Below are 18,454 nucleotides of genomic sequence, written 5' to 3' on the forward strand. Positions count from 1 at the left end.
CAGGCCAAACTCAGCACTCGGTCATCAACCCGCTTCGCGCATCCGCGCGGTCAGGCCCTTGAGGAAGGCGCGCAGCAACTGGTCGCCGCAAGGGCGAAAATTCTTGTGGCCGGGCTGGCGGAACAGCGCGGACAGTTCCGGCTTGGACAGCGGGAAGCCGGCGCTGGCGAAGATGGCGTGCATGTCCACGTCTTTCAGCTCGAAGGCCACGCGCAGTTTCTTCAGCACCAGGTTGTTGCCGACGCGGGTTTCCAGCGGGCGCACCGGCTGGCTCTCGTCGCGGCCGCGAAAACGCAGCACCAGGCCATCGAGGAAGCGCGCCAGCATTGCGTCGGTGCAGGGCTCGAAACCGGGCTCGTCTTCCTTCTTCAGCCAGGCCTGTACCTGCGGCTTGTCGAGCGCGAACTCCGGGTCGGCCAGGTGGGTGATCTCCACCACCTTGTCGTCGCTGAGGTCGAGCATGTAGCGGATGCTGCGCAGTACATCGTTGTGGATCATGACAATTCCGGGGCCCCGGCCTGTCGCCGGAAAGGCGCCATTCTACGGGGCCGACGCGGAACGCGGCGTGTGCCCCACCGATCCGTTGCCGAACCGGCTGCCGCTCAGCTGCCGCGATAGGTGGAATACCCGTACGGCGAGAGCAGCAGCGGCACGTGGTAATGGCCGTCGTCGGCAATGCCGAACGCGATCGGCACCTGTTCCAGGAAGGGCGGGTCGGGCAGTGCGGTTCCGGCCGCCCGCCAGTAGCCGGCCACCTCAAATTCCAGCCGGTAGCGGCCGGGTTGCAGCGTGAGTGCGGCCAGTTCGGGGCAGCGCCCGTCCTGGTTGGTGACCCCGTCGAAATGCAGCGTGGCGCCGGCGAACAGGCGCAAGGCGATGCCGGCGGCGGGGCGGCCCGTGGCCGTATCCAGCACATGGGTGGACAGCGTGCTCATGCCACCGCCTGGGTCGGTTGCGGCCATTGGCCGACGAACTCGGGCTGGTCGTAAGCCAGATAGCTGTCGACGATGGCCTGGCGGTCGTCCAGGAACAGCTGGTCGGCCACCGCGCGGGCCAGCCGCGGCAGCGCGACCTTGAGCCCGGACAGCGCCGCGGCCGACGGGCCGTGGTTGATCAGCGCCGAATAGTTGAAGGCGAACAAGCCGTGCAGCAGTGCGGCATCGTCGGGCGTGCGCGGCAGCAGTTCGAAGCCCGGCCCCAGGTAGGGGTGCGCATCCAGCACCGGATTGGCCTGGCCCGGCGGCGGCTGGTAGCGGTCGCCCCAGCAGGCGATGCGCCCGGACAGCGCGGCCAGTTCCGGGCGCAGTTGCGGGTCGGTGACCAGGCCGGTGGCAACGGCCAGAAAATCGAAGCGGTGCTCGCCCTGCGGCGTGCACACCACCACCTCGCCATCGCGCTCGGCCACCTCCAGCCATGGCGCGCCCAGGTGCAGCGCGAAGCCGGCGTGCGCGCAGGCACGCTGGAAGGTGTCGTTGGTCGGCGGCTGGTTGTGTGCGAAGAAGCTGGCCATCATCCGGTACTTGTCCGCATCCGGCAGCGTCAGAAAGCGCGGAATGATGCCGGCCTGTTCCATGTGGCGGAATGGATTGATGCGCGGCAATGCGCTGCGGCGCACGAACACCTCGGCACTGGCGACGCCTTGATCCAGCGCGAAACAGGCGTTGTCGAACGCGGAGGCGCCACCGCCCAGGATGCCCACGCGCTTGCCGGCCAGCGCGGTGAAGTCGATGTAGCCGGAGGTATGCGCATAGCGCTGTGCGGGCAGGGCGCGGCTGATCCAGTCCGGCACCATCCACTGGCCGCCGCCCTGGATGCCGGTGGCCAGGATCAGTTTGCGCGTCAGCAGCGGCGCGCCCATCGCCAGATGCAGGCAGTGGATGCCTGGCGCCACGTCCGGCTCCACCCGCGCCAGCCGCGTGGCGTTGCGCACCGGCAGGCGCAGCACCGCGCGGTACCAGCGCAGGTAGTCCATCCAGCTGCCGCGCGGGATCTTGTCCAGCGCGTCCCAGCCGGCGCTGCCGTGTTGCGCCTCCCACCAGGCGCGGAAGGTCAGCGACGGCACGCCCAGGTCGATCGAGGTGATCTGCTTGGGCGTGCGCAAGGTCTGCATGCGCGCGTAGGTCACCCACGGGCCTTCCTGCCCGGCTGGGTTCTCATCGATGACCAGCAGGTTGTGCACGCGCTCGCGCTGCAGTGCGAACGCCGCGCCCAGGCCGCTCTGGCCGGCGCCGACGATGACCACGTCGTACACATGCCCTGCCGGATGCACGCGCGGCTGCGTCCAGGCATCGCCGCCGTGGGCCAGGCGTTGCAGGTCATGGTGGAGCTCGCGTTCGAGTTGGGCCAGGCTCATGGCAGTGCCTCCAGGCGCAGTTGCACGATCTTGCCGATCTCGGCGAGGGCGGTGGACAGTTCTTCGCTGCGCGAGGCATCCAGCCGGCGTTCCAGCGCGGCGAGGATGCCGGCCTTGTCGTGCAGCCGTACGCAGATCACGAACGGAAATCCGAAGCGATGGCGATAGGCCTGATTGAGCGCGTGGAAGCGCTTGAATTCGGCTTCGCTGAGCCGGTCCAACCCGGCCGAGGCCTGTTCGGCGGCCGACGCGGCGGTGAGCGTGCGGTCGATCGCCGCCTTGCCGGCCAGCTCCGGATGCGCGCGGATCAACGCGACCTGGTCTTCCTGCGACGCATCGAACACCACCTGCATCAGCCCGCGGTACACATCGGCGAACGGGCGCCGCCGCGCAGCGCGTTCGACCACCCACGGCGAATGCTCGAACAGCTCGCGGTAGCGCGCCACGAAGGCGGCATCGTCCAGCACGCTATCGTCGATCACGCTCATGCATGCGTCCCCTGCAGCGAGACATGCGCGGCCACCACTTTCCAGCCGTCTGCAAAACGCACCCAGCTCTGGCTCTGGCGCCCGCGCGCGCTGCTGCCGTCGCGGATGAATTCTGCGTGCGTGGTGGCGAAGTCGTGGCCGAAGCCATGCACCTGCACATGCACAGGCCGGCGTTGCGGCGAGCCGCCGCGGCCGATGCGGAAGGCGCGGATCGCCTCGATGCCGTACAGCACCTCGCCCACGCCGTAACGCACCGTGCTGGGTGCGGGGTGGAACAGCGCATCCATTGCGGCGATGTCGTCGTCCATCAGGGCCTGTTCGTAGGCATGAAAGGCGGCGGTCACTTGCGCGATCACCTCGGGCAGGTCGATGTCGGCGGTGTCGATGCTCATGCGGGATGGACCTGCAGCCAATGCCGCGCAATATCGATGCGGCGTGCAATCCAGGCATCGCCGCTGGCCAGCACGTGATCGACGAAACGTGCCAGGGCCGCCGCGCGCGCCGGCTTGCCGACGATGCGCCCGTGCAGGCCGACCGACAGCATGCGCCCGCCTTCGCTGCGCAGTTGCTCGAAGCCATCGCGCAGATAGCGGAAGAACGGCTCGCCGTCGGCAAAGCCGTTGTAGGCGACGAATTTCATGTCGTTGGCGTCCAGCGTGTACGGCACGATCAACTGCGCACGGCCGTGCCGGTGGTCGTAGTACGGCACATCGTCGGCGTAGCTGTCGGCGTCGTAGACAAAGCCGCCTTCCTCGGCGACCAGCCGCGCGGTGTTGGGGCTGGTGCGGCCCTGGTACCAGCCCAGTGGGCGGCTGCCGGCGGCGCGGGTGTGCACGGCGATGGCTTCGGCGATATGCGCACGCTCGGTGGCTTCATCCACATGCTGGTAATCGATCCAGCGCAGGCCGTGGCTGGCGATCTCCCAGTCGGCGGCCTGCATCGCGGCGACCGCTTCGGGATTGGAGGCCAGTGCCTGCGCCACGCCGAATACGGTCACCGGCACATTGCGCGCAGTGAACAACCGATGCAGCCGCCAGAAGCCGGCACGGCTGCCGTATTCGTACAGGCTCTCCATCGCCATGGCACGCGCACCGGGCTGCGCTTGCGTGCCGACCATCTCCGACAGGAAGGCTTCCGAGCCGGCATCGCCGTTGAGCACGCAGTTTTCCGCGCCCTCTTCGTAATTGATGACGAACTGCACCGCGATGCGCGCGCCACCGGGCCACTGCGCTGCAGGCGGGGTGGCGCCATAGCCGACCAGGTCGCGCGCCGTGTTCATGCCTGCGGCTCCGCGTGCCAGGCCGCCAGTGCGGCTTCCACCGCCAGCCCTGGTGTGCAGGCGTAGCCTTCGGCGCGCAGCACCGCTTCCAGTGCGGCCAGGGTGATCAGCACCTTGTGTTTCATCGCGTTGTAGCCCATCGCGCCGATGCGCCAGATCCTGCCCTGCAACGGCCCGAACGCGGTGCCGATCTCGATCTCGAAATCCTCGCGCATGCGACGGCGCACCGCATCGCTGTCGATGCCGTGCGGAATCACCACGCCGGTGACATTGGTCATGCGATGCGCATCGTCGCCGAACACCTCCAGCCCCAGCGCGCGGATGCCGGCACTCACCGCACGCCCGGCGGCGGCGTGGCGGGCGAAGCGGGCGTCCAGGCCTTCCTGCAGCGCCACGCGTGCGCATTCGCGCGCGCCGTACAACATGGTGGTGGCTTCGGTGTGGTGGTTGAGGCGCTTGTCCGACCAGTAATCCATGATCATCGCCAGATCGAAATAATTCGAGGCGATGCGCGGCCCGCTGCCGTTGACGATGTCCTCGCGCACGATGCCGCGCTCGACATGGCGACGCGCGAAGATCGCCTCGGCCGCCGCGTCGGAGACGGTGATCGGCGCCGAGCCGGACGGCCCACCCAGGCATTTCTGCAGGCCGCCGGTGACCACATCCACGTCCCAGCGATCGCTGGCGATGGGCATGCCGCCGATGGTGGCAGTGGCATCGACGTAACTCAGCGCGCCGGCCGCGCGGCACAGCGCGCCGAGGCCATCCAGCGGCTGGGCCATGGTGGTGGAGGTGTCGCCGTGCACGGTAGCGACCAATTTGGGTGCCACGCGCTCGATCGCCTCGGCGATTGCAGCAAGCGGCACCACCTCGCCCCAGGGCGCATCCACGGTGTGCACGTCGGCACCGAGCCGGCCCAGGATCTCGGTGAGCAGCAGGCCGAAGCGGCCGAAGTTAATCACCAGCACGCGGTCGCCCCGGCTGACCAACGACACCAGCGCCGCTTCGATGCCGGCGCGCGCGGTGCCGTCGACCAGAAACGTCCAGCGATTCTCGGTGCCGAACAGCGGCCGGTATAGCGCCATCACCTCGTTCATGTAGGTGGTCATTTCCGGATCGAACTGGCCGAGCAGATCGGCGGCCATCGCGCGCAGCACGCGCGGATGCGCATTGACCGGACCCGGGCCCATCAACAGCCGTTGCGGGGGATCGAGCTCGCCGAAGGTGTGCAGGTGACGCAGATCAGGTGACAAGGGGATCTCCCAGGTGTTCGATGAAGTGGCGCATGACTGCCAGTGCGATCTCGGCATCGGCCGGGGCCACGTGTTCGTCCGGATGATGGCTGATGCCGCCGGCGCAGCGCACGAACAGCATCGCGATGGGGCAGAGCGCGGCCATCACCATCGCATCGTGGCCGGCGCCGGACACCAACTGGCGCGGCGCGATGCCTTGTGCGGCGACTGCGTGTTGCAAACGGGTCATCAGTGCCGGTGCGCAGGGGCTGGCGGCCAGCGTCTGCAACGGGTCGATGGCGATGGCGATGTTGCGGGTTTTGCTGATACGGGCCAGTGCGCGTTCGATCTCCAGCACTGCCGCATCGCGCGTCGCATCGTCGCCGGCACGCACGTCCAGCGTGCAGTCCACCCGGCCGGGCACCACGTTGGTGGCGCCGGGTGCGACCTGCAGCTTGCCGACCGTGGCGACCAGGTCGTCGCTGCCGGCGCGTGCAATCCCTTCGATCGCCAACAGGGCCTCGGCAGCGGCGCTCAATGCATCGCGACGCAAGGCCATGGTGGTGGTGCCGGCGTGGCCGGCGCGGCCGTCGAAGCGCAGGGCAAAGCGCCGCTGCGCGGCGATCGCGGTGACGATGCCGACCGGCAGGCCTTCGGCTTCCAGCACCGGGCCTTGTTCGATATGGGTTTCCAGATAGGCCAGCACGCTGCCGGGCGCGCGTGCGGCGTGTTGTAGGTGCGCGATGTCCAGGTCCCAGTCGGCCAGCGCGCTGGCCACGTCGGTGCCGGCCGCGTCGGTGACCGCCAGCGTGGCGGGGTCGAGCGTGCCGGCGACTGCGCGGCTGCAGAACATCGAGGCGGGAAAGCGCGACCCTTCCTCGTCGCCGAAAGCGATCACCTCGATCGCGAACGGCAGGCGCCGGCCCTGGGCATGCAGCGCGGCGACGCATTCGATGCCGAGCAGGATGCCGAGTGGGCCGTCATAGCGCCCGGCATCGCGCACGCTGTCCAGGTGGCTGCCGATCAGCAGCGCCGGAGCGTCGGCATGCGCGCCTTCGTAGCGCCCGATCAGGTTGGCCGCTGCGTCCAGACGCACCTGCATGCCGGCCTGGCGCATCCATTCGCCCACCTGTGCGACGGCGGCGCGATGCGCCGGGCTGAGCCAGGCGCGGAACAGCCTGCCGGGTGTGTCGCTGTAGGGCGGAACACCCAGTGCGTCGCAGCGGTCGACCGCGCGTGCGCCCGAGCTGTGGACGGGTGAGCGGCGTTGCGCCCTCAGCATGGGGTGCCGTGCGGGGGTGTTGTTTTAACGCAGCTGCCAGGACCGCGATGCGACAGGGACTGATGCATGGAGCCTCCGCAGGCGGTGTGGGAAAGAGGCGGATATCGCCGACGTTGGTCGCCTCGCAGCAATGGCATCAGGTGCTTGCGCGGCAGGCGGCGGCCGTCGAATCGACTATACGAACCGGCCCCGTCACCCCAAAGCGGTTTTTTTAGGGCTGGGCGTTGCAAAAAATGCGACAGGCGGCTTGTGGCTGGCTTTGTCCTTCTCCCACCGAGAGAAGGTGCCAGCAGGGCGGATGCGGGTGCTGCAGCATCAAGGTAGCTGAGCAGCCGTACCCTCACCCCAACCCCGCTCCCGCAGGAGAGGGGCTTTGGGATTCCTTTTTCATCGGCTGCTACAGTCATGTGGATTCCATGAAAGAGATTCACCAATGGCGCGCGACAACTTCAAGGACCTGCTGGCGCTGATCGCCATCGTTCGCGAGGGCAGCTTTACCCGCGCTGCCGCCAAGCTGGGCGTTTCGCAGTCGGCGCTGAGTCACACCATTCGCGGGCTGGAAGCGACGCTGGGTCTGCGCCTGCTGACCCGCACCACGCGCAGCGTGGCGCCCACCGAAGCCGGCGAGCGGCTGATCCAGACGGTGGCACCGCGCTTTGCCGAAATCGAGGAGGCGCTGTCTGCGCTCGGCGAAATGCGCGACACGCCCGCAGGCACCGTGCGCATCACCGCCACCGACTACGCCGCGCGCGCGATCCTGTGGCCCAAGCTGTCCAGGCTGCTGCGCGACTACCCGGAGATCAAGGTCGAGATCGTGGTCGACAACGGCCTGACCGACATCGTCGCCGACCGTTACGACCTGGGCGTACGGCTGGGCGACCAGGTGGAAAAGGACATGATCGCCGCGCGTATCGCGCCGGACATGCGCATGGCCATCGTCGCCGCGCCGTCCTATTTCGCGCGTCGGCCCATCCCCAAGACGCCGCAGGACCTCACCGCGCACAGCTGCATCAACCTGCGCATGAAAACCGCCGGTGGCATCTACGCCTGGGAGCTGGAAAAGGATGGCCGCGAAGTCATCGTGCGCGTGGATGGCCAGCTGACCTTCAACGGCACCTACGAAGCGCTGGATGCGGCGCTGGACGGCTTCGGCATCGCGTTCGTGCAGGAGGATCTGGCGCGCCCGCATATCAAGGCCGGACGGCTGCGCTGGGTGATGAAGGACTGGTCGCCGACCTGGCCGGGCTTGCACGCGTTCTATCCCAGCCGTCGCCATTCCTCGTCCGCCTTCAACCTCGTCGTGGATGCGCTGCGCTACAAGGGCTGAGGGATCCGCGCCAGGGAGAGGCGCTCGACGCAGGTAAGTGGTTGATGAGCGGGCTTCATAAGCCCGTGCGCATCCGCCATCTTTATCGCTGCCCACTGCCTGCGTAAGCTGCAGCACATCCAGACACGCGCACGCCCGAGCCGCAGCATCCGTTGCTGCATTGCGCCCGTCGTGCGTCGCTGCGCTGGCAGGTCGATGCAGTGCATCGCTGCCTGCAGCGCATCCCTTCCGAACACCAGGTTCGCTATCGAGCGCGGCGTCAGCGCGCTTGCGGCGTGGCGTTCGTCTCGCATTCCACTTCGCACAAGGACCCCACATGCAAGCCAGTTCGCTCGCTACCGATCCATCCTCGCGCGCCGCAGCCGTCGCAACCCGCCAGACCTGGAGCGCGGTCGGCTCGATGTCGCTCTGCGTTGCGCTGTTGATCGCCTCCGAGTTCATGCCGGTCAGCCTGCTCACGCCGATCGCCGCCGATCTGCACGCCAGTGCCGGCATGGCCGGCCAGGCGATCTCGATCTCCGGCCTGTTCGCGGTGGTCGCCAGCCTGCTGATCGCACCGCTGTCGTCGCGCTTCAACCGGCGCCATGTGTTGATTGCCCTGACCGGGGTGATGCTGTTATCGCTGCTGTTGATCGCCAATGCGCACAGCTTCGGCATGTTGATGGTGGCGCGCGCGTTGCTCGGCATCACCATCGGCGGCTTCTGGGCATTGTCCACTGCCACGGTGATGCGCATCATGCCCGAGCATGCGGTGCCCAAGGCCTTGGGCATCATATTTATCGGTAACGCAGTCGCTGCTGCATTCGCCGCGCCATTGGGCAGCTATCTGGGCGCCACCATCGGCTGGCGCGGGGTGTTCTGGGGCATGTTGCCGTTGGTGGCGCTGACCATCCTCTGGCAATGGCGCAGCCTGCCATCGATGCCTGCGCAAGGCACAACTTCGCTGGGTGGCATCGTCACCTTGTTGAAGCGTCGCTATGTGGCGCGCGCCATGCTCGCGGTGATGCTCGGATTTGCCGGTGCGTTTTCTGCGTTCACCTACTTCCGCCCGTTTCTGGAAACCGTTGCGCAGGTCGATGTGTCGCAACTGTCGTTGCTGCTGCTCGGCCTGGGCCTGGCCGGCTTCGTCGGTACCTATGCCGCCACCGCGTTGGTGCCGAAGCGCTTGTTCACCCTGCTCAGCGTGCTGCCGGTCGCGCTGGGTGTGGCGACCATTAGCATGCTGCTGGCCGGTCACCTGGTGTGGGCCGTGGCCGTGGCGATGATTGCCTGGGGCACGCTCAACTCGGCGATGCCGGTGGCCTGGTCCACCTGGTTGAGCCGCTGCGTCAAGGACGCACCGGAAAGCGGCGGCGGCCTGATGGTTGCCGCAATCCAGCTCTCCATCATGCTGGGTGGTGCCGCGGGCGGCGTGCTGCTGGATCATGTGTCGATCGGCGCCACCTTTGTCGGTGCCAGCATGTTGCTGCTGGCCGCGTCACTGGTTGCAGGGCGTGGCGATCGTTTACAGCCGTGAGGGATGGTGATGAAAATCCAGATCCTGGCGCAGGGCATCCACGCAATAGTCGACAAACGTACGTACCTTGGATGAGCTGCGACGGCCTTCCACGTAGACCACGTGCACCGGCTCCGGTGCAATTTCGAACGTGTCGAGGATGCAGGTGAGCTTGCCGCTCTGGAGGTGTTCGCGGATCTGGTACGCCGGCACCTGCGTCAGTCCCCAACCCTGTACTGCGGCGGTGATGGCGGCATTGAACGAGGTCACGCTCAGCCGCGAGGCGACATCGACCAGATGTTCGCGCCCATTGATGCGGAACGGCCACTTGGGTGGGCGCTCGGACGGTGCGGTGGAGATGGTGGCGTGCTGCGGCAGGTCGTCCGGCTGTTGCGGAGTGCCGTGTGCTGCCAGGTAGCCGGGCGAGGCGCAGACCATGCGACGCACGCTGCCGACCGGGATCGCGGTCAGTGATGAGTCCGGCAGGGCGCCAATGCGCACGGCGACATCGATGCCCTCGTCCAGTAGCGGCAGCACGCGGTCGACCAGGATGGCGCGCGCGGTCATCGACGGATATTTGCTGAGAAAACGCGTCACCACCGGGGTGACATGCAATGCGCCGAACATCTGCGGCGCCGTCACGGTCAGCAAGCCGCTGGGAAGTGCGTGCAAGCCGGCCGCCCTGTTTTCGACATCCTCCAAATCGGCAAGCAGGCGTCGGCAGTCGATGGCGTACTGCTGCCCGGCCACGGTAAGCCGCATCTTGCGCGTGCTGCGCATGACCAGCAGCACGCCCAGGCGGCTTTCCAGCTGCGCGACGGTGCGGGTGACCGTTGCGGTGGAAATGCCAAGACGCCGCGCAACGCCGGCAAAGTTTGCCTGCCCTGCCAATGCGGCAAACAGCGTCATTTCCTGAATGCGGTCCACGTGCGTCTCAGAGATGGATGTGGCAGCAGCCTAACAGCCTGCCGATGCACCTTGCGCGACACACCACGGCCTGGCGATCGCACGCGGTTGCGAAGCTGCGCGCAGCATTGCAGCAACGGCAATGGTGAATTGACCTCCCTGGTGGTTCCCGGCATCTGCCTGCGCACCTAGCATGGCCGCCACTTCGTCGATCTGGGATTTCCATGAAGCATTCCGATGCGCCCATCGCGGACAACATCGCTCACGCCAGCACAGATATCGGCCGCCGCAACCTGCTGCGGGCGTCGTGCATAGGCACCGCATTCGCACTGGGCGCCGGTGCGCTCGACGCCGCCGACCTTTCCAGTACCACGATTGCACTCAAAGAGGACACCATGCCGAACGATGAAGCATTCCGCGTCAGCTTCCACACGCAACAGGTCGGCGATATCGAGGTGTTCTATCGCCAGGCCGGGCGCAAGGATGCGCCGGTGCTGTTGCTGCTGCACGGCTTCCCCAGTGCCAGCCATATGTTCCGCGATCTGATGCCGCTGCTGGCAAGCCAGTACCGCCTGATCGCGCCTGATCTGCCCGGCTTCGGCAACACCAAGGCGCCACCGCGCGGGCAGTTCGATTACACGTTCGAGAATCTGTACAAAGTCGTCGAAGGCTTCACCGAGGCATTGGGACTGGCCAGCTACAGCGTGTACGTGTTCGATTACGGCGCGCCGGTGGGCTTTCGCCTGGCTGTGGCAAACCCGCACAAGGTGAGCGCCATCATCAGCCAGAACGGCAACGCCTATCTGGAGGGTTTCAGCGACCAATGGGGTCCGTGGCAGGCGTACTGGCGTGAGCCGACTGCAGCCAACCGCGACGCCTGCCGTGACTCGCTGTCGCCGCAGACCATTCGCGACTGGCAGTACGCGACCGGTGCCGACCCAAGCAGGCTGTCGCCCGATGGCTACACCCTGGATATCGCGTACATGGCCCGCCCGGGCGCCGAAGAGATCCAGCTGGATCTGATTCTCGACTACCGCAGCAATGTGGCGGCCTATCCCAGCTTCCAAGCGTATTTCCGCACCCATCAGCCGCCACTGCTGGCGGTGTGGGGCAGGTACGATCCCGCCTTCATCCCGCCCGGTGCGCAGGCCTATCGCAAGGACCTGCCGAACGCCGAAGTGCATCTGCTGGATGCCGGACACTTCGCGCTGGAAACGCATGCGGTCGAGATTGCACAGTACATCCGCGATTTTCTGTCGCGTACGCTCAAGCCAGCGGCGTGACTCGCGCGTCTGCACGGCCACGCTGCGGGCGCGGCGACAGGGCTGCGTGCGAGCGCGGGAGTGGGAGTGGGAGTGCATGAACGTGCTAGGTTGCCGCGGTCATTCCCCCAGAGAAATGCCGAGATGCTGACCGCGTACCGATGGAGCGGACTGCTGGTGCTTGCCAGCCTTTTGCCGGTGTCTGCCATGGCCGGCACGCCCGATGGCGGTTACCGGCAGCCACCGGAACCATTGTTGAGCGTGTTACGCGCGCCGCTCAATCCGTCGCCGCGGTTGGACCCAACCGGCAAGACCTTGTTGCTGGTGCAGCGCACGCAGTACCCGCCGATCGCGCGCGTGGCCGAGCCGTATCTGAAGCTGGCCGGCGTACGTGTGGAGCCGCGTACGCATAGCCGCCACGACATGTCCAATGGCTATGGCATTCGTTCCTGTCTGCAAGGCTTCAGCCTGGTGGATATTGCAAGCGGCAAGCAGACCGCCGTGAGCTTGCCGGCCGGCGCCTGTCCGGCGTCGCCGGTGTGGTCGCCGGACGGGCGCCGCTTTGCCTTCAACAACACTGCAGCCGACCGCGTCGAGCTATGGGTGGGCGAGGTGGCCACCGGCAACGTGCGCAAGGTCGAGGGTGTGCAACTCAACCCGGTGCTGGGCGGCGAGATCCAGTGGCTGGGCGGCAGCGACACGCTGCTGCTGAAGACTGTGCCGCAAGACCTGGGTGCCGCCCCGCGCAAGGCTGCGGTGCCGCCCGGCCCCGAGGTCAAGGAAACCATTCAGGGCAAGGGCGAAAGCAGCACCTATGAGGCGCGCGACACGCTTTCCAGCCCTGAAGACGAGGCCCTGTTTAGCTACTACGCCACCTCACAGCTGCTCACGGTGGATGCGGCCACCGGCAGTCAGCGCAAGCTTGGTTCGCCTGCGGTCTACAGCAACGTGGATGGTGCGCCCGATGGTCGCCACGTGCTGGTGGAGCGGTTGAAGCAGCCGTATTCCTACGTCACCACCTATGCGCGTTTCGCCCACGACGTGGCGGTGCTGGATCTGGCCAACGGCAGCGAGCGCGTGCTGGCCGATCTGCCGGTTGCCGACCGGGTGCCAGTGCAAGGTGTGCCTGTCGGTCCACGTGCCTATTCCTGGCGTGCCAACCAACCGGCCACGCTGGTCTGGGCCGAGGCGCTGGATGGCGGCGACTGGAAAACCGATGTGCCCGCGCGCGACAAGTTGATGTCGCTGGCGGCACCGTTCACCGCCAAGCCGCGTGACGTCACCCGCGTGCAGCGGCGTTATGCCGGCTTGTCGTGGTTTGCCGCAGGCGGTCGGGCGCTGTTGGACGAGTACGACGAAAACCGCCACTGGCGTCGCACCACCTTGTTGGATGTCGACCGCCCCGGCACTGCCGGACGGGTGTTGTTCGATCTGTCCACCGACGACCTGTACGCCTATTCCGGCGTGCCGCAGCTGCGTATGCTGGCCAACGGCCAGTCCGTGTTGCGCGAAGAACAGGGCGCGGTGTTCCTGAGCGGGCGGGGCGGCTCGCCGGCAGGCGATCGGCCGTTTCTGGATCGCTATACGCTGGCCACCGGCAAGAGCCAGCGGCTGTTCCGCAGCGATGCCAACGTAGACGAGCTGTTTTTCGGTTTTGCCGGCGACGATGCCTCGCGCCTGCTGACCTGGCACCAGTCGCTGACCGACCCGCCCAATTTATACCTGCGCACGCTGGGCCAAGCGCTGCCGACGGCGGCGAGGGGTGAGGCGATCCTTGCCTCCACCGCCACGCCGGTCACGCATTTTCCGGATCCGACCCCGCTGGTGCGGCAGATCAAGAAGCGCCTGGTGACCTACAAGCGCAAGGACGGCGTGGAGCTATCGTTCACCCTGTACACGCCGCCCGGCTACACCGAAGGCACGCGCGTACCGGCGATCCTGAACGCCCTGTACACGCCGCCCGGCTACACCGAAGGCACGCGCGTACCGGCGATCCTGAACGCCTATCCGCTGGACTATGCCGATCCCTCCAAGGCCGGTCAGGTCAGTGGCGCCAGCGAGCGCGACTTCACCCGCCTGCGCTCCTACCAACTGCTGTTGCTGGCCGGTTACGCGATCATCGACAATGCCGCCTTCCCGATCGTGGGCGACCCCAAGACCGCTTACGACACCTACCTGCAGCAACTGGTGGACGACGCCACCGCTGCGGTGGACAAGGCGGTGGAACTGGGCGTGGTGGATCGCCAGCGGATCGGTGTCACCGGGCATAGCCATGGCGCGTTGATGACCGCCAACCTGCTCGCACAGACCGATCTGTTCCGCGCCGGCGCTGCCACCAGCGGCAGCTACAACAAGACGCTGACGCCGTTCGGCTTCCAGAACGAGCGCCGCTCGTTCTGGGCCGCACCGGAGGTCTACGCACAGGCGTCCGCGTTCTTCCACGCCGACAAGATCAACGAACCGTTGTTGATCGTGCATGGCATGGACGACGCCAACCCCGGTACCGAAACCACACAGGCACCGCGGTTGTTCCAGGCGATCCGCGGCAACGGCGGCACTGCGCGGCTGGTGCTGCTGCCGTTCGAACCGCATTGGTATACCGCGCTCGAATCCACTGAAGACGTGGTGGCCGAGATGCTGGAGTGGTTCGACCACTACGTGAAAAACGCGCCGCCGCGCGATGCGGGCAGCAAGCCAAAGCAGTAAGTGGTGTGCCAATGCAGCGTGTTAGTTCACGCTGGCATTGGCATCAGCTTGGGGTTGGAGCGTTCTTTGCAAGCAGATGATGTTTGGTAAAACGCGCTCCGGCCCCGCTTGGCAAGTGGCTGCAGTGGCCGCCACATTGCGGTGCACGCTTTACGCCAACCTACGCACCATATCGGCATTACTCTGCCCGTTAGGATTGCCCGTCGTGCTATCGGAGGCAATGTTCCAGCGACGCAGCTGCGCTAGCGCGTTGACCCGATGTGAGATGACGAGCACCTCACACCAACGCGGAACTTGTCAGGCTCAATCGGCCGACAGCGATCCCAGGGTGAAGCCGGACACGGCATTGACCTTGCCGCGCCAGAGCACGCCACGGTTGCTGGGCAGGGGCTGGCCGCCGGGCGAGAAGCAACGCGAGTCGATCAGGTGAATGAACTGCGGCGGCCGGCTGCTTTGCGCATCGTCCTCGGTGTCGTAGATGCTGGCGTGGCTGGCAAACGCACGACGGATATCCTCTTTTTCCTCGGCATCGCCGGGGTAGGCGGCAGAGAATTCCTGCGCAAACGCCTCGAAGTACTGTTTTCCGCTGACCAGCTGGCCGGACACGATGATGCCCTCGACAAACAGCGTGATGCCGAACTGCACGTTCGAGCTGTTGACGGTTGCGACCAGCTTTTGCAGATACCAATCCAGGCTCTGGCCGTCGAACGCCAGCTTGACGTCTTCCAGGCTCGGTTGGTTGTCTTCTTGCTCTGTCATATGGCTCTCCTTGGTGGAAGGGTTGATGCGTCTGTCGAAATAAGCACGGCGACGTAGCTTACCCATCGCCATGCATGCCCAAGAAAGCAGGTGCGTCCTGTCCGGTGAACGGCGTGGTTGAGTCCGCCATCGTCGCCTTGGAGAGCATGCCCAGAGTCTATGACATGTTCACCTTGTCGGCCTGCAACTGGCTGGACTCTCGGTCCTGCGTGCTAGCCGGTGCTGGGGTGCAAGCACGCTCTGACCCGATCGCCTGATTGGCGGGCAGGGATGTCTGCCCGTCACCACGCAGGCGCAGCAATCATCATCACGCCCCAACCATCACCACCCAGCCACCGCACCATCGGATCGTGGATCGCTTGCCCCGCTGATCACGCCATCGGCCTCGCGCACCAGCGCGCCTGCGTGTCCCATCGCCGAGCTGTAGGCGGGCAACAGGTCCACCGCATGCCCGGCATCGCGCAGTGCCTGCACCAGTGCCGGATCAAAGCGGTCTTCCAGCTTGAGTGATGTGCTCTCTTCGCCCCAGGTGCGTCCCAATAGCCAGCGTGGTGCGGTGATGGCCTGTTGCAGCGGCACGCCGAAACGCGCGTAGCGGGAGAAGATCGCCGCCTGGGTCTGGGGTTGGCCTTCGCCACCCATGGTGCCGTAGGCCATGACGCGGCCATCGTCGAAGGTGGCCAGCGCCGGGTTGAGGGTGTGGAAGGGTTTGCGGCCCGGGGCGAGTGCGTTCCAGCCGTCGGGGGCGAGGCGGAAACTGCAGCCGCGGTTTTGCCAGGTGATGCCGGTGCGTGGCAGCACCAGGCCGGAGCCGAATTCGAAATAGGTGGACTGGATGCAACTGACCGCGCGGCCGTGCGCGTCGATGGCGCCGAACCAGACGGTGTCGCCGGCCTGCGAGGGCTGCGGCCAGGGCAGTGCGCTGTGCATGTCGATGCGTGCAGCGAGCGCATCGAGTGCGCCACTGTCATCGAGCAGCGCCTGTGCGTCCAGCGTCATCCAGTCGGGGTCGCCAAGGTGTGCGTCGCGGATCAGGAAGGCCTGTTTGCTGGCTTCGACCAGGCCGTGGAGGTGCGCATAGCTGTCGGGCTGTGCGACCTGCAAGCGATCGAACAAGGCAAGGATCAGCAGCGAGGCCAGGCCTTGCGTGGGCGGTGCGTGGTTGTAGAGGCGCGCACCACGAATGGCGACCGAGAGCGGTACGCTGGCGTCGGCACGGTGGCTTGCGAGATCGTGCGCGCGCAGCGGGCTGCCGAGCGCCTGCAGGTCGGCGGCGATGTCGTCGGCCAGTGCGCCGCGATAGAAACTGTCCAGGCCGTGGTCGGCCAGCCGTTGCAGGGTATGTGCGAGCTGCGCCTGATACAGCAGTGCGCCTTCGTGCAGCGGCGTGCCACGCGGTTCGAAGATGTCCGCGTAGGCACCGGGTTGCACGCGCAGCTCGGCCCCCTTGCTGGTGGCGATGTGCGCACCGCCCAGCGTCACCGGCACGCCGGCGCTGGCGTGGTGGATGGCGTCATGCAACAGGCGCTGCAGCGACAGGCCGCCGCCTGCGTGCTGCAGGGCAAGCGCCCAGCCGGCGACGGTGCCGGCGACGGTATTGGCCGCGCCCGGGCCGCGCCACGGAATGCTGCTGTGGCCGCGATAGAACTCCAGTGTTGCAGCCTGTGCGGCACGGCCGCAGGCGTCGATGGCGTGCACGCGGCCGTCGGGATCGTGGATCAGCCAGAAGCCGTCGCCACCGATACCGGTCATGTGCGGGTAGACCACGGCCAGGCAGGCGGCAGTGGCGACGGCGGCTTCAATGGCATTGCCGCCGTCGCGCAGCACATCGCGCCCGGCCTGTGCGGCCAGATGGTGCGGGGCCACGACCATGCCGCGGCGTGCGCGCAAGGTGTGCAGCATCAGCGCGTCTCCGCCGGTGGGCTGAAGGCGAGCAGGCCGTCGCGTTCGAGTTGCGCGGCGAGCGCGAACAGGCGGTCTTCGCGGCCGGGTGCGGCAATCAGCTGCACGCCCAGCGGCAGGCGACCGGGGCGCGGCAACGGCGCGGCCAGCACCGGGCAGGCGGCCAGGCCGAGCGGCTGGGTGAAGATTCCCAGGTTGGCGCGCACGTACACCGGCAGGCCGTCGATCTGGATGGTGTCCTGGTCAATGCGCGGCGCCACGCAGGGTGTGGCCGGGGCGATCAACACATCCACCTCGTCCCAGAGGCGCTGCATGGCGGCGCCAAACCACTGCGCGAAGCGGTGCGCATCGGCCACCGCGCTGGCGGGCAGTTGCAGGCCGGCGAGCAGGCGGTCGCGGGTGGCCGGGTCGAACTGCTCGGCCTGCGTGCTCAGGCCGGCGCGATGGCGGTGGCCGCCCTCGGCGGCGGTGAGCACGAAGGCGGCGGCGCGGGCGCGTTCTGCTTCGGGTAATTCGATGAGGGTGCTGCTGTTGCAAGCGGTCAGCAATGTGCCGAGGCCGGCATCCAGCTCGGGGTCGAGGTTGCGCTGGAACCAGCCGCCCAGGCGGGCGATGCGCAGGCTGCCAGCATTGCACGATGCCAATGGGTGACCGAGCATGACTTCATGGACGCGGCGCAGGTCGGCGATTGAGCTGGCGAACGGGCCGACCACATCCAGCGCATCGACGAAGCCGAACACGCCATCCAGCGGCAACGCGCCGTGCGTGGGGCGCAGGCCATACACGCCGCATAGCGCGGCCGGGACGCGGATGGAGCCGTTGGTGTCCGAGCCCAGCGCGAACGGCACCAGCCCGGCGGCCACCGCGGCGGCCGAGCCGCCCGACGAGCCACCGGCCAGATGGCGGTGATCGTGCGGGTTGGCGGTGGTGCCGTAGTGCGCGTTGACGGTGGCGAAGCCGTAGGCGAATTCGTCCATGTTGGCGGTGCCGACCAGCACCGCGCCGGCGTCGCTCAGCCGTTGCACCACGGCCGCATCGCGGCTGGCGGGCGCGCACTGCGCGCGCATGACGGCGCCAGCGGTGGTGACCTGGCCAGCGACGTCGAACAGATCCTTGACCACGAACGGCACGCCGGCCAACGCACCGCCGTCGCTGCCGCCGGCCAGCGCGGCCTGCACGCGCGCGGCATCGGCGGCGGCGCGTGCGGGCAGCGGGCGGGTGATCGCGCGCAGGCTGTCGTTGGCCTGGTTGATGCGCGTGAGCGTCTGGGTGGCAAGGCGTGCGGCCAGGGTGGGCTGGCTGCGGGTGGTGCTGACGATGGAGCCGATTAGCCCGCGCGGCGTGGTGGTGTCCGGCGCTGCGGGGCGCGGTGCGTTGAAGCTGGCGAGCAGCTGCGCGTGGCCACGCAGGACCTCGGTATTGCGATCGATGCCGGCCTGCCACTGCGCTGGGAGTTGCATGGG

The 18,454-nt window shown here is 67.2% G+C and carries 16 protein-coding genes; 4 read left to right on the forward strand and 12 right to left on the reverse strand.

Annotated features, from left to right (window positions below; genetic code table 11):
• Positions 1-24 precede the first annotated feature (24 nt).
• The 8 genes from AC1PLA_RS01595 to AC1PLA_RS01630 all read right to left on the reverse strand — a co-directional run bounded on the left by AC1PLA_RS01595 (position 25) and on the right by AC1PLA_RS01630 (position 6,634).
• A complete protein-coding gene (locus tag AC1PLA_RS01595; RefSeq protein ID WP_016901421.1) occupies positions 25-498 on the reverse strand; it encodes a YehS family protein in 474 nt (157 codons plus the stop codon).
• A gap of 104 nt (positions 499-602) precedes the next feature.
• Positions 603-962, reverse strand: coding sequence for a hydroxyisourate hydrolase (gene uraH, locus AC1PLA_RS01600; RefSeq protein ID WP_016901422.1), 360 nt, complete (start codon positions 960-962; stop codon positions 603-605).
• Positions 932-2,353 (reverse strand): FAD-dependent urate hydroxylase HpyO, encoded by a 1,422-nt coding sequence (hpyO, locus tag AC1PLA_RS01605; RefSeq protein WP_481105433.1) that lies wholly within the window; start codon positions 2,351-2,353, stop codon positions 932-934. The genes uraH and hpyO overlap by 31 nt, the downstream gene beginning before the upstream one ends.
• Entirely contained in the window at positions 2,350-2,841 is a 492-nt protein-coding gene (gene uraD, locus AC1PLA_RS01610) for a 2-oxo-4-hydroxy-4-carboxy-5-ureidoimidazoline decarboxylase (protein WP_016901424.1), read from the reverse strand. Before uraD ends, hpyO begins: the two co-directional genes overlap by 4 nt.
• The gene (gene hpxZ / locus AC1PLA_RS01615; RefSeq protein ID WP_481105434.1) at positions 2,838-3,233 is read right to left on the reverse strand and encodes an oxalurate catabolism protein HpxZ; all 396 of its coding nucleotides are present in this window, start codon (positions 3,231-3,233) and stop codon (positions 2,838-2,840) included. The genes uraD and hpxZ overlap by 4 nt, the downstream gene beginning before the upstream one ends.
• Positions 3,230-4,120: an allantoinase PuuE gene (gene puuE, locus AC1PLA_RS01620; RefSeq protein WP_481105435.1), complete on the reverse strand. Its 891-nt coding sequence runs from the start codon at positions 4,118-4,120 to the stop codon at positions 3,230-3,232. The genes hpxZ and puuE overlap by 4 nt, the downstream gene beginning before the upstream one ends.
• Positions 4,117-5,373 carry a pyridoxal-phosphate-dependent aminotransferase family protein gene (locus AC1PLA_RS01625; RefSeq protein ID WP_481105436.1) on the reverse strand — a complete coding sequence of 419 codons (1,257 nt, stop codon included), beginning with the start codon at positions 5,371-5,373 and terminating at the stop codon, positions 4,117-4,119. Before AC1PLA_RS01625 ends, puuE begins: the two co-directional genes overlap by 4 nt.
• A complete protein-coding gene (locus AC1PLA_RS01630; protein WP_481105437.1) occupies positions 5,363-6,634 on the reverse strand; it encodes an allantoate amidohydrolase in 1,272 nt (423 codons plus the stop codon). Before AC1PLA_RS01630 ends, AC1PLA_RS01625 begins: the two co-directional genes overlap by 11 nt.
• A gap of 433 nt (positions 6,635-7,067) precedes the next feature.
• Between AC1PLA_RS01630 and AC1PLA_RS01635 the strand changes: the two genes are divergently transcribed.
• Positions 7,068-7,961 carry a LysR family transcriptional regulator gene (locus AC1PLA_RS01635; RefSeq protein ID WP_481105438.1) on the forward strand — a complete coding sequence of 298 codons (894 nt, stop codon included), beginning with the start codon at positions 7,068-7,070 and terminating at the stop codon, positions 7,959-7,961.
• Between the two features lie 316 nt (positions 7,962-8,277).
• The gene (locus AC1PLA_RS01640) at positions 8,278-9,477 is read left to right on the forward strand and encodes an MFS transporter (RefSeq protein ID WP_104561711.1); all 1,200 of its coding nucleotides are present in this window, start codon (positions 8,278-8,280) and stop codon (positions 9,475-9,477) included.
• Here AC1PLA_RS01640 and AC1PLA_RS01645 read toward each other — a convergent pair.
• Positions 9,466-10,365: a LysR family transcriptional regulator gene (locus AC1PLA_RS01645; protein ID WP_184609868.1), complete on the reverse strand. Its 900-nt coding sequence runs from the start codon at positions 10,363-10,365 to the stop codon at positions 9,466-9,468. The genes AC1PLA_RS01640 and AC1PLA_RS01645 overlap by 12 nt on opposite strands.
• 392 nt (positions 10,366-10,757) lie before the next feature.
• On the opposite strand from AC1PLA_RS01645, the gene AC1PLA_RS01650 reads away from it, so the two are divergent.
• Both AC1PLA_RS01650 and AC1PLA_RS01655 read left to right on the forward strand, forming a co-directional pair.
• Positions 10,758-11,645: an alpha/beta fold hydrolase gene (locus AC1PLA_RS01650; protein ID WP_481106140.1), complete on the forward strand. Its 888-nt coding sequence runs from the start codon at positions 10,758-10,760 to the stop codon at positions 11,643-11,645.
• Positions 11,646-11,768: 123 nt separating this feature from the next.
• The gene (locus tag AC1PLA_RS01655; RefSeq protein WP_481105439.1) at positions 11,769-14,330 is read left to right on the forward strand and encodes a S9 family peptidase; all 2,562 of its coding nucleotides are present in this window, start codon (positions 11,769-11,771) and stop codon (positions 14,328-14,330) included.
• A gap of 303 nt (positions 14,331-14,633) precedes the next feature.
• Here AC1PLA_RS01655 and gvpU read toward each other — a convergent pair whose 3' ends face one another.
• The 3 genes from gvpU to AC1PLA_RS01670 form a co-directional block, all read right to left on the reverse strand.
• The gene (gene gvpU, locus AC1PLA_RS01660) at positions 14,634-15,089 is read right to left on the reverse strand and encodes a gas vesicle accessory protein GvpU (protein ID WP_115510227.1); all 456 of its coding nucleotides are present in this window, start codon (positions 15,087-15,089) and stop codon (positions 14,634-14,636) included.
• A gap of 321 nt (positions 15,090-15,410) precedes the next feature.
• Positions 15,411-16,991 (reverse strand): gamma-glutamyltransferase, encoded by a 1,581-nt coding sequence (ggt, locus tag AC1PLA_RS01665; protein WP_481105440.1) that lies wholly within the window; start codon positions 16,989-16,991, stop codon positions 15,411-15,413.
• Positions 16,991-18,451 carry an AtzE family amidohydrolase gene (locus AC1PLA_RS01670; RefSeq protein WP_481105441.1) on the reverse strand — a complete coding sequence of 487 codons (1,461 nt, stop codon included), beginning with the start codon at positions 18,449-18,451 and terminating at the stop codon, positions 16,991-16,993. Before AC1PLA_RS01670 ends, ggt begins: the two co-directional genes overlap by 1 nt.
• Positions 18,452-18,454 lie beyond the last annotated feature (3 nt).

This window comes from Xanthomonas sp. NCPPB 1826, assembly GCF_056725285.1.

Coding starts and splice junctions, on each gene's coding strand:
- AC1PLA_RS01595 (WP_016901421.1), bottom strand. CDS start 498: ATGATCCACAACGATGTACTGCGCAGCATCCGCTACATGCTCGACCTC.
- uraH (WP_016901422.1), bottom strand. CDS start 962: ATGGCCGCAACCGACCCAGGCGGTGGCATGAGCACGCTGTCCACCCAT.
- hpyO (WP_481105433.1), bottom strand. CDS start 2,353: ATGAGCCTGGCCCAACTCGAACGCGAGCTCCACCATGACCTGCAACGC.
- uraD (WP_016901424.1), bottom strand. CDS start 2,841: ATGAGCGTGATCGACGATAGCGTGCTGGACGATGCCGCCTTCGTGGCG.
- hpxZ (WP_481105434.1), bottom strand. CDS start 3,233: ATGAGCATCGACACCGCCGACATCGACCTGCCCGAGGTGATCGCGCAA.
- puuE (WP_481105435.1), bottom strand. CDS start 4,120: ATGAACACGGCGCGCGACCTGGTCGGCTATGGCGCCACCCCGCCTGCA.
- AC1PLA_RS01630 (WP_481105437.1), bottom strand. CDS start 6,634: ATGCTGAGGGCGCAACGCCGCTCACCCGTCCACAGCTCGGGCGCACGC.
- AC1PLA_RS01635 (WP_481105438.1), top strand. CDS start 7,068: ATGGCGCGCGACAACTTCAAGGACCTGCTGGCGCTGATCGCCATCGTT.
- AC1PLA_RS01640 (WP_104561711.1), top strand. CDS start 8,278: ATGCAAGCCAGTTCGCTCGCTACCGATCCATCCTCGCGCGCCGCAGCC.
- AC1PLA_RS01645 (WP_184609868.1), bottom strand. CDS start 10,365: ATGACGCTGTTTGCCGCATTGGCAGGGCAGGCAAACTTTGCCGGCGTT.
- AC1PLA_RS01650 (WP_481106140.1), top strand. CDS start 10,758: ATGCCGAACGATGAAGCATTCCGCGTCAGCTTCCACACGCAACAGGTC.
- AC1PLA_RS01655 (WP_481105439.1), top strand. CDS start 11,769: ATGCTGACCGCGTACCGATGGAGCGGACTGCTGGTGCTTGCCAGCCTT.
- gvpU (WP_115510227.1), bottom strand. CDS start 15,089: ATGACAGAGCAAGAAGACAACCAACCGAGCCTGGAAGACGTCAAGCTG.
- ggt (WP_481105440.1), bottom strand. CDS start 16,991: ATGCTGCACACCTTGCGCGCACGCCGCGGCATGGTCGTGGCCCCGCAC.
- AC1PLA_RS01670 (WP_481105441.1), bottom strand. CDS start 18,451: ATGCAACTCCCAGCGCAGTGGCAGGCCGGCATCGATCGCAATACCGAG.